The sequence below is a fragment of the Terriglobales bacterium genome (assembly GCA_035624475.1).
Lineage (GTDB): Bacteria > Acidobacteriota > Terriglobia > Terriglobales > Acidobacteriaceae > DASPRL01.
Genome location: DASPRL010000201.1, coordinates 1 through 9942 on the forward strand (window position 1 = coordinate 1; position 9942 = coordinate 9942).

The 9942-nt window shown below is 68.2% G+C and carries 9 protein-coding genes; 8 read left to right on the forward strand and 1 reads right to left on the reverse strand.

Going from position 1 to position 9942, the window contains the following annotated elements; all coding sequences use genetic code 11:
• From VEG08_08215 to VEG08_08225, 3 genes are all read left to right on the forward strand, one after another.
• A partial coding sequence (locus VEG08_08215; GenBank protein HXZ27967.1) for a hypothetical protein occupies positions 1-3247 on the forward strand: 3247 nt, incomplete at its 5' end.
• Entirely contained in the window at positions 3244-4026 is a 783-nt protein-coding gene (locus tag VEG08_08220) for a hypothetical protein (GenBank protein ID HXZ27968.1), read from the forward strand. The genes VEG08_08215 and VEG08_08220, both read left to right, overlap by 4 nt.
• A gap of 19 nt (positions 4027-4045) precedes the next feature.
• On the forward strand, positions 4046-5572 hold the full coding sequence (locus VEG08_08225; protein ID HXZ27969.1) for a terminase: 1527 nt from the start codon (positions 4046-4048) through the stop codon (positions 5570-5572).
• Between the two features lie 13 nt (positions 5573-5585).
• Here VEG08_08225 and VEG08_08230 read toward each other — a convergent pair whose 3' ends face one another.
• The gene (locus VEG08_08230) at positions 5586-5990 is read right to left on the reverse strand and encodes a hypothetical protein (protein HXZ27970.1); all 405 of its coding nucleotides are present in this window, start codon (positions 5988-5990) and stop codon (positions 5586-5588) included.
• A gap of 170 nt (positions 5991-6160) precedes the next feature.
• On the opposite strand from VEG08_08230, the gene VEG08_08235 reads away from it, so the two are divergent.
• The 5 genes from VEG08_08235 to VEG08_08255 all read left to right on the forward strand — a co-directional run.
• Entirely contained in the window at positions 6161-6928 is a 768-nt protein-coding gene (locus tag VEG08_08235; protein ID HXZ27971.1) for a HipA family kinase, read from the forward strand.
• A 126-nt stretch (positions 6929-7054) separates the two neighbouring features.
• Positions 7055-7861, forward strand: a complete 807-nt coding sequence (locus VEG08_08240) for a DUF3037 domain-containing protein (GenBank protein HXZ27972.1) — start codon at positions 7055-7057, stop codon at positions 7859-7861.
• Positions 7858-8244 (forward strand): hypothetical protein, encoded by a 387-nt coding sequence (locus VEG08_08245; GenBank protein HXZ27973.1) that lies wholly within the window; start codon positions 7858-7860, stop codon positions 8242-8244. Before VEG08_08240 ends, VEG08_08245 begins: the two co-directional genes overlap by 4 nt.
• Before the next feature lie 95 nt (positions 8245-8339).
• Positions 8340-8789, forward strand: a complete 450-nt coding sequence (gene tnpA, locus VEG08_08250) for an IS200/IS605 family transposase (protein HXZ27974.1) — start codon at positions 8340-8342, stop codon at positions 8787-8789.
• Positions 8790-8983: 194 nt separating this feature from the next.
• Positions 8984-9942: phage portal protein (locus VEG08_08255; GenBank protein HXZ27975.1), on the forward strand; the 959-nt coding region annotated here is incomplete at its 3' end.

The following is a 9942-nucleotide window of genomic DNA, read 5'->3' on the forward strand; positions in this document are numbered from 1 at the left end:
CAAGGTGGTGCTGAAGCTGACCGGAGGCGACACCAGCACCGAGTATTGGACGGTGCCCGCCGCCTCGCCCGCCACCATCTCGGCCATCCGCGCCACGGTGATGCCCGCGGGGGTGGCCATCCAGGCGGCCTCGCGCGCCTACGTGGACACGGCGGTGGCCGGCAAGGCCAACGACACGGCCGTGCTCCACAACAGCGGGGATGAGAGCGTCGCCGGCGTGAAGCAGTTCTCCGCCTCTCCCCTGGTGCCGACGCCCATCGCCGACCAGGGCGCCGCCAACAAGGCTTACGTGGACGGCGCCACCGCCGGCATCGGCAATCTCTTCGTCGCCAAGGCGGGCGACTCCATGGCCGGCCCGCTGACCCTGAGCGGGGACCCAGCCGCGCCCGGCCAGGCCGCCAACCGCCACTACGTGGACACGCAGATCGCCGTGGTCAGCGGCGGCCTGGCGGGCAAAGCCGACGTCGTCCACAATCAGGACGCTTCCACCATCACCAGCGGGACGCTGGACGCGGGCCGCCTGCCCGCTGTGCCGGTGAGCAAAGGCGGCACCGGGCAGTCCGCATGGACCTCCAGCCGCTGCGTGCGGGTGAAGAACGACGGCAGCGGTCTGGAAGCAGCGCCCGCCGACTGCGGCGTGGCCGAGACCGACTGGGCCAATCCCGGCGAGATCGGGCAGGCCGCGCCCAACGCCGCTACCTTCACCGCCGCCAGCGTGCAGTCGCTCAACCACACCCGTTACGCCAGCCGCTTCAGCGGAGCGGACGCCGGCGTGCGCCTCCAGGCCGCCCTCAACGACCTGCCCGCGACCGGGGGCACGGTCGAAGCCGACTTCGAGGGCGCGCAGACCATCTCCAGTGACGTCTTCGCCGGCGTCGCCAAGCCCGTACACCTCGTCCTGGGGCCGGGGACCTACTCCTTCTCCTCCGACGTCACCCTCCCGGCCAACCTGACCTTGGAGTTCCGGCAGGGGGCGAAGCTGGCGCCGGCAGCGGGCAAGACGGTGACCATCCTGGGCTCGGTGCGGGCGGCCCCGCAGCAGCCCATCATCGATCCCGCCCACGGCAGCGTGCTGCTCAAGGGCAACGACCTCCTCTACATCACCTGGTACGGCGCCAGGAACGACGCGCTGATCGTGCAGTCGTGCTCCATGACCAGCGGCTCGGCCGTGCTCAGCGGGTGCTCTGCCATCACCGGCTCCGGCTTCACCTCGGCCGACGTGGGCAAGACCATCCTCTTCCACGACTACGGCTACTCCGGCTATCCCGGCATCGCCTTGGCCACCATCCAGTCGGTGCAGTCGGCCTCGCAAGTCACGCTGAGCGCCACCGCCACGCGCACCACCTCGGGGATCATCGCCTACTACGGCACCGACGCTCTGGCCGCGACCAACGCCGCCTTGGCCAACGGCGCCAAGCACTACCTCTACTTCCGTTCGCAGCAGCTCGCCGTGGCCGGCGGCAACGCCTCCGTCCACGCCGACTATGTCTTCTCCGGCGCGGTGGTCATCAACACCGCCCCTGCCTGCGCCAACGGCATCTGGGTGGACGGCGACACTTCCACCGGCGGCTACTCGGGCGGGGCCGCCACCCTGGTCTTCCCCTCCACCACCGGCGGCTTCAAGATCGGCCCCGACTGCTACACCTTCAAGATGTCCAACCTGGAATTGTTCGGCCTGGGCGGCTGGTACGACGGCAACCTCTCCACCTACACGCTCTTCAACACCAACATCCAGGCGGACGGGCCGCACGGCGTCGTGCTGGCCGGTGGCGAGCCGCAACTGGAGAACGTGTACGTGCGCCAGTTCAGGGGCCACGGCATCTACGTGGACGGCACCTCCACCGTCTTCCCCAACCCGCCCGCCGCCCATCCCTCGCAGCCCGATTTCTGGAAGTTCTACAACGTGGGCGTGGACGGCAACCGCGGCTACGGCATCTACACCGCCGGCGCCGACTCCAACTCCGGCGTGGCCATGATGGTCAACTCGCGCGCCAACCAGTTGGGCGGGATCTTCGACTATTCCCAGTTGGGCGACACCTGGGTGCAGGTCGGCAGCCACTACGACAATCGCGCGTCCATCGCGCGCGGCTCGACCAAAGCTCTGACCTCCTGCTCCGTGACCGCGAACCTCATGGACTGCGTGACCTCGGTGACCCACGGCTTCGCCATGCAGCAGTGGGTGGTGACCGCGGGGCAGGCGGACTCCAGCTTCAACGGAAGCTGCCAGATCTCGAGCATCGTCTCCACCACCGAGTTCCAGTGCCCCTTCACCCACGCCGACGGCTCGACCTCGGGTGGCACCGCGCAGACCGCCGCCTCCGGCGACGTGTACACGGTGTGGGCCGCCATCGGCACGCCTTCGCTGATCGCGGGCTCCCTGGTGGGACGCGGGGCCTCGTCCAGCTCGACCTGGCTCCATCCCTACTGCGAGACCTCGGCGGAGGCGCCGCCCTACTTCAACCAGGCCAGCCTGGTGCTGGGCGGCAACTGCGTCGGCAATACCGGCACCGGCGCCTCGATCAACTACGGAGGCATCCAGGTCTCAAACGGAGCGATGTTCCTTTACGGCCAGGGCTTCACCCTGCGCCAGGCCAATGGCGGCACCCTGAACCTGAACCTGGTGAGCGGGCAGAACTCGGATCCCCTGGCCCCCGGCTACCAGCAGAACAACATCCGCAACATCAACTTCTACAAGTGGGACAACTCCACCATCCAGTATCAACTCCAGACCACGGCGGCGGGCAACGTCTTCTGGCTCGCCAACCTGGTGAACGCCAGCGGCCTCTACGACAACGGGAGCGGCAACTGGGAGCTGCGATCGGCCAGTTCCAATGCCGTCAGCCTCAACAAGAGCGGCGGCACGGGCGGCGTGTGCTTCGGGGACGGCGCGGGGCACTGCTATGCCTCCACCAACGCCGCCGGCAAGGGCACCTTCGTGGGGCTGAGCGCCACCCTGGAGACGGTCGCCTTCTCCGCTACCCCCGTCTTCGACTGCGCCAAGGGCAACGCCCACAAGATCACGCTCACCGGCGACGTGACCAGTTCCACCCTCTCCAATTGCTCCGCCGGGCAGACGGTGGAGATGATCCTTTGCCAGGACTCGGGCGGCAGCCATGCCTTCACCTGGCCCGCCACCATGAAGGGCGGGATGACCATCGGTTCGACCGCCTCCAAGTGCTCGGCGCAGAGCTTCGTCTTCGACGGCTCCAACGCCTACGCGACCTCTTCCGGAGTGATCAACCAATGATCCGCCCTGTCTTTGCCTTCGTTCTAGCGGCTTCCTCCCTCCTGCCCTCGGCGTGTCTCCCGCAGGAGATCGGCGCGCCTGCCGGAGCCACGCGCAAGCCCATCGCCTACAGCCAGTCCTGCAGCGGCAGCGACAAGATGGTGGGCATCGACGCCAACGGCGCGATCGTGTGCGCCGCCGACCAGGGTGGCGGCAGTGTGCCGTCCGGCGCGGTGGTCCTCATCGTCAGCGGCTCCTGCAGCGCGACCCTGGGCGCGGGCTGGAGCGAGGTCAGCAGCCTGAGCGGCAAGTTCATCCTGGGCACGGCCGCGGCCAACGGCGACATCGCCGCCACCGGCGGCAGCGACACCGTCACCCCCGCGGGCACGGTCAGCCAGCCCAGCTTCACCGGCAGCTCCTTCACGCCCGCCGGCACGGTCTCCCAGCCGGCCTTCACCGGGACGCCTTTCACCCAGGTCATCAATCACACCCACACCGTGACGGTGACCTGGAACGTGCAGGGTGGAACGTCGGCTTCGACCTCCGGCACTCACGTCATGACCTCGTCATCCACCGGTGGGTCGGCGCGGGCGCCGACCTCCGGGGACGTGGTTTCGGCTACCACCGCCAACCCCTCCGGGGGCGTCTCTTCCATCACTCCGGCGGGCACGGTGAGCCAGCCGACCTTCACCGGCACGCCGGGGACGCCCACGGGCACGGTGAGCCAGCCCGCCTTCACAGGCACGGCCTTCGACAACCGCCCCGCCTTCGTGAAGGTCATCTTCTGCAAGAAAGACTAAGACGAAGGAGCGAGGAACCGTGGATCGCGATCTGCAGGTGCTGCTGAGGTACGGGCGGCGCCTGGATACCCGCCCGCCCGCGCTCAGGGGGCGCAGCGTGCGCGAGTTCCTGATCCGCGTCCTGCTCAGGATCCGCGACAAGCAGGGCGCGCTGCGGCGCCTGCGTCCCAACCGCGTGCAGGCGGAGTACGAGCGCAGCGCCGGGTGCCGCAGCATCGTGCTCAAGGCGCGCCAAGTGGGCATCACCACCTGGATCGCCGCGCGCTTCTTCGTCGAGACCATCACCCGCCCGGGCACGCTGAGCGTGCAGGTGGCCCACGACCAGCAGTCGGCGGAGGAGATCTTTCGCATCGTGCACCGCTTCCTGGAGAACCTGCCGGAGCGGCTGCGCCGGGGGGCGCTGGCCACCTCGCGGGCCAATGTGCGGCAGATCATCTTCCCGCACCTGGACAGCGAATACCGCGTGGAGACCGCCGCCGACCCCCACGCCGGCCGCGGGCTCACCATCCGCAACCTGCACGCTTCGGAGGTGGCCCGCTGGCCCGGCGATGTCCCCGCCACCCTGGCCTCCCTGCGCGCCGCCGTCCCGCCCGACGGCGTCATCGTGCTGGAGTCGACGCCCCTGGGCGCGGGCGGATGCTTCTACGAAGAGTGGCAGCGCGCCCCCGAGAACGGCGTCACCCGCCACTTCTTTCCCTGGTGGTGGGAAGAGTCGTATCAGCGGCCCGAGAGCGCGGTGGACCAGCTCACCGCAGAAGAACATGAACTGATGGAGCGCCACGGGCTCTCGCCCGCGCAGATCGCCTACCGCCGCGAGATCCGCTCCAGCTTTCGCCGGCTGGCGGCGCAGGAGTTTGCCGAGGATGCCGTGAGCTGCTTCCTCGCCTACGGCGACTGCGTCTTCGACCTGGAAGCGGTGGAGCGGCGGCGCGCGGCCCTGCCCCCTCCCGCGGAGGCGCGCGACAACCAGCAACTCCTGGTCTGGTTCCCGCCGGCGGCGCGCCGCGAGTACATCGTGGGCGTGGACCCGGCCGGCGGAGGCACGCTGGGCGACTATGCTTGCGCCCAGGTCATCGAGCGTTCCAGCGGCCTGCAGTGCGCCGAATGGCGTGGCCACTTCACGCCGGCGGAACTCGCCGCCCGCACCGCCGCGCTGGCGCGCGAGTACAACCGCGCCCTGGTTGCGGTGGAGCGCAACAACCACGGCCACGGCGTGCTGGCGCACCTGCTGGCGGGAGAGAGATACGACAACCTTTATCCACGCGGCGGTCCGCCGGGGTGGCTGACCACCGCGGCCAGCCGCCCCGCCATGCTGGAGAATTTTGCCGCGGTGCTGGCGGCGGCTCCGGGACTGATCCAGAGCGCGCGCTTGCTGGACGAGTGCCGCAGCTTCGTGCGCTCTCCCGACGGCTCCTCTGCAGCCGCCGCCGGCGCGCATGACGACTGCGTGCTGGCCATGGCCATCGCCCTCGCCGTCCGCCGCGAGCTGGCCGGAGACGCGCTGCCGCTCCACACCCTAGCGCTGGAGGCGCTGCCGGCCCGCTGAGCGTCTTCCGGCCCTATCGGCAGGTGAAATGGATCGTGGCCGCCTCCGACACCAGGTGCGTGTTTCCGGAGTTGACGGCCAGTCGCATCCACACCTGTCGCGACTGCCCGTATCCGCCCAGTTGCCAGTCTTCGACCAGGCGCACGACCCGCTGGCGGGGATTGTTGACGCGATACATCCGCAGCGGCGTGCTGGCGCCGTCGCTGCGCTCCCAGTGGTAGTTGAAGACCATGGGATAGCGGTCGACGTAGACCAGTCCCGTGAAGCGGATGTGCACCGGGCAGACGCCCCGGTAGCCTTGCGGGCTGGCGGTCACGGAGACGCCCGTGATCGGGCCCTGGGCATGGGCGACACCGCCCAGGCAGAGAAGCAGGAGCGCGGCGATCGTGGCGAAGCGGCACAACTGGGCCTGAGACATTACGGTTTGTTCCTTCCCTGAAGCTGAGATGGTTGCTGGGGCCCATGAATGTACGAAGGCCCGCAGGCGAAGACAAGACCCCCTTTGGAAGGGGGCCGTCGCAGAAGCGGCTGGGGGCGTGGTGTTAAGATGGCGCGCCGTTGGTCACCGCCGTCCAGCACGTTCGCAGAATGAGGGGCGGAGCGCAAGCCCATCTCATGCGCGCCGCCGACGGCCATTTCTACGTGGTCAAGTTCCAGAACAATCCCCAGCACGTGCGCGTGCTGGCCAACGAATTGCTCGCCACCCGCCTGGCGGAGCGCCTGAATCTGCCCGTGCCCCGGCCCGAGGTCATTGAAGTGGGAGAATGGCTGGTCCGGCACACTCCGGAACTCACCATCGAGCTGGCGGGACAGAGCCTGCCCTGCCGCCCGGGGCTACAATTCGGCTCGCGCTTCGTGGTCGATCCGCTGGAGGGCCAGGTCTTCGATTACCTGCCCGAGAGCATGCTCGACCGCGTGCGCAACCTGGAGGCCTTCGCCGGTATGCTGGCGCTGGACAAGTGGACCTGCAACGCCAACGGGCGCCAGGCCGCTTTCTGGCGCAAGGGCCGCGAGCGCAAGTACACGGCCGCGTTCATCGACCAAGGCTACTGCTTCAACGCCGGCGAGTGGAGCTTCCCTGACGGCCCGCTGCGCGGCGTCTTCGGGCGCAACGCGGTGTACGCCGAGGTGCGAGGCTGGCAAGCGTTCTCGCCCTGGCTGGAGCGCATCGAGCAGATGGAGGAAAGCGCTCTATGGGCCTGCGCCGAGGAAGTCCCGCCGGAATGGTACGGCGGCGCTTGGGAGGCGCTGGAGAAGCTGATGACCGCGCTGCTGGCCCGCCGAGCGCGCGTGCGCGAGTTGATCACGGGATTCCGGAATTCATCCCGGCAACCCTTCCCGAATTGGAAGGGCTGAGGTAAGGAGGAACAGAAATCCACCACGGAGGCACGGAGACGCGGAGGATGATAAGAACAGGAGGACGTAGGGCCCGATAAGATTGACTTGGTTTTCCTCTGTGTCCTCTGTGGTCAACTAAGACTGATGGCTGAGCGACGACAGCTCGAATTCTTCCTGCTGCGCTACGTTCCCGACGCGGTGAAGGACGAGTTCGTCAACCTGGGCGTGGTGCTGCTGGAGCGCGACGGCTCGGGCTTCGCCGGGGTGCGCTTCACTCGCGACTGGAGCCGCGTGCGCTGCCTCGATCCCGCCGCCGACCTGGAAATGCTGGCGGCGCTCGAGGGCGAGGTTCGCAGCCGTCTGGCCGAGGCCGGCGACCGTGCCGAGTTCCTGCGCCGCATCCAGGAGTCGTTCTCCGGCGCCATCCAGCTCTCGCCCACGCGCGCCTGCCTGGCCGAGGAGCCGCAGGCGGAACTCGAGAGCCTGGCCGCGATGTACCTGGAGTCCGCTCGCCGGGCAGGGAAGCGCGCCCTAGCCGGGCGCCAGGCCATCTTCGGCCGCATGCGCGATGCCTTCGAGCAGGCCGGCGTCTGGGCGCTCATGCAGAAGAAGATCGAAGTCGCGAAGTATACGCACAAGGGCGACCCGCTCAAGCTCGACTGCGGCTACAAGCCCAACGGCGTGATCAAGCTCTTCCACGCCGTCTCGCTCGCGAGCGACGTCGACTCCGCCAAGGTCCTGGCCTTCAGCTACCCGCAGATCGCGGACGGCATCCGGCGCGTGGAAAAAGTGAAGAGTTCTCTGACCGCCATCGTGGAAGACAAGCTCGACCGCCAGGACGAAGCCATCGCCTTCGCCCTGGAAACCCTGGAGCGCAGCCACGTCACCGTCGCTGCCCAGGCCGAGTTGCCGCAGCTCGCCGCGGCCGCCCGGCGGGAGCTGAAAGCATGAGTTGGGGCGGTCACCTATTCTTCGTCCTGCTGCTTCTATTGCTCATCGCAGCTCCGGTCGGCCTGATCTGGGCATGGTCGCTAACTGCCGGGATGCGCGGCCGGCGAAAGACTTCAGGTGAGTGGATTAGTCTGGCCGTGCTGATTGCCACCACTGGTCTTGCTGCGCTCTATCTGGGCACCTGTTTCGTTTGGTGGCCCTTGGTAAGAGGAGATGACTGGTCTGCGTTCGCCCGCTACAGGGATTTTGCGAGAATCCCTGGAAGGGCGCTGGTGGGCTTGAGTGTCATCGCCCTGCTGGGCAGGCCAAAGATGATCGTTCCACTGTTGTGCGCGACCTTGGGTTCGCTGGCCTGGTGGCTTCTGCCGATTCTGATGCAATGACCGTAGCGCGCGAAACGCGCGCCAGACGGTAGCCCACGGCGTAAGCCGTGGGAAAGCGAGAGAAGAAGGCCCCAGCCCCCGAAGGGGGCGTAAGAATGCACTCGTTCAGCGACCTGCTGGTCCACGCGGTCTTCAGCACCAAGGAGCGCGCCCGCTACCTGGACGCCGCCATCCGCGCGGATGTGCATGCGTACCTGGGCGGGATCGCTCGCGAACTGAAGGCTCCGGCGCTGATGGTGGGTGGAACAGAAGACCACGTCCACATGCTCCTGCGCCTGTCCTGCGATGTGGCAGTCGCCGATTGCCTGCGGGTCGCAAAAACCAATTCTTCGCGCTGGGTCCACGAGCGCTGGCCCGACCGCGGCAAATTCGCCTGGCAGACCGGGTACGCCGCTTTCAGCGTGAGCGAGTCCAATCGTGACGCCGTGGCGCGCTACATCAAAGAGCAGGAGCGGCATCATCGCAAGATGTCGTTCCAGGAGGAGCTTCGGACCCTCCTGAGCAAGCATGGCATCGAGTTCGATGAGCGGTACATCTGGAAGTAGTCTTACGCCCCCTTCGGGGGCTTGGCATTCATGCCCAGGCTACCCACGGCTTGCGCCGTGGGCTACCGTCTTTTGCGCCCTTCGGGCGCTGGGTTGGAAGCAGTGACGACTGATTTCCTCTGTGTCCTTTGTGTCCTCTGTGGCTAAGCAGTTCTGATCCGCGTCGATCCGCGTTCATCCGCGGCGGTGAACTCATGAACATCAAAGACAAGCTGCGCGGCGCGTTGCGCCGCATCGCCGGAGCGCGCGCGCCCCAACCGCGCCACACCCTCCCGCTGCCCTCCATCCTGAACTCCTACGGCCCGCGTGCCGACGCTCTGCCCAAGCCCACGCCCGCGAACCTGCGGCGCTTCGCCGAGACCCCGCTGGCGCGCAAGGCCATCAACACCATCAAGGACCGGGTGGCGGGCATGCGCTGGCGCGTCCAGCCGCGCAAGGGCCGCGACCTGGCCGAGCTGCCGCAGGGCGCCGAGCGCCTCCGCATCCTCAGCGACAACCTCGACGCCCCCAACTCCGACGACAGCTTCCGCTCGCTCGCCGAGCAGGTGCTGGAGGACGTGATCGTGGGCGGCTTCGGCGCCATCGAAGTCCAGCTCACCGGCGAGGCCGCGCGCCCGCTGGCGCTGTGGCCGGTGGACGGCGCCTCCATCCGCCTGCGCGCCGACTGGGACGGCCTGCCGGCCTCCCCGCGCTACGTGCAGGCCACCGCGCGCTTCGGCCCCGAGGGCCAGATCACGCTCGCCGACGACGAACTCATCTACATCCGCCTGAACCCGCGCACCCACACGCCCTTCGGCCTGGGGCGCCTCGAGGTCGCCTTCGAGACCATCAACGCCTTTCTCGGCGCCTATCGCTACGCCGCGCGCCTGGCCTCGAACACGGTGGTGCAGTACGCGCTCTGGCTGCAGGACCTGAGCCCGGCGCACCACGAGCGCCTCATCCGCTGGTGGCAGGACGAGATCGAAGGCACCGGCCGCGTGCCCATCCTCTCGGTCGAATCCAAGCCCGAGGTGCTGCGCTTCGGCTCGGGCACCGACCAGGACCTGCGCCTGGCGTGGCAGGAGTTCCTCATCCGCATCGTCGCCGACGCTTTCGACATCCCGCCGCTGCTGCTCGGCCTGGAGCACGACGTCAACCGCAACACGGCGAGCGA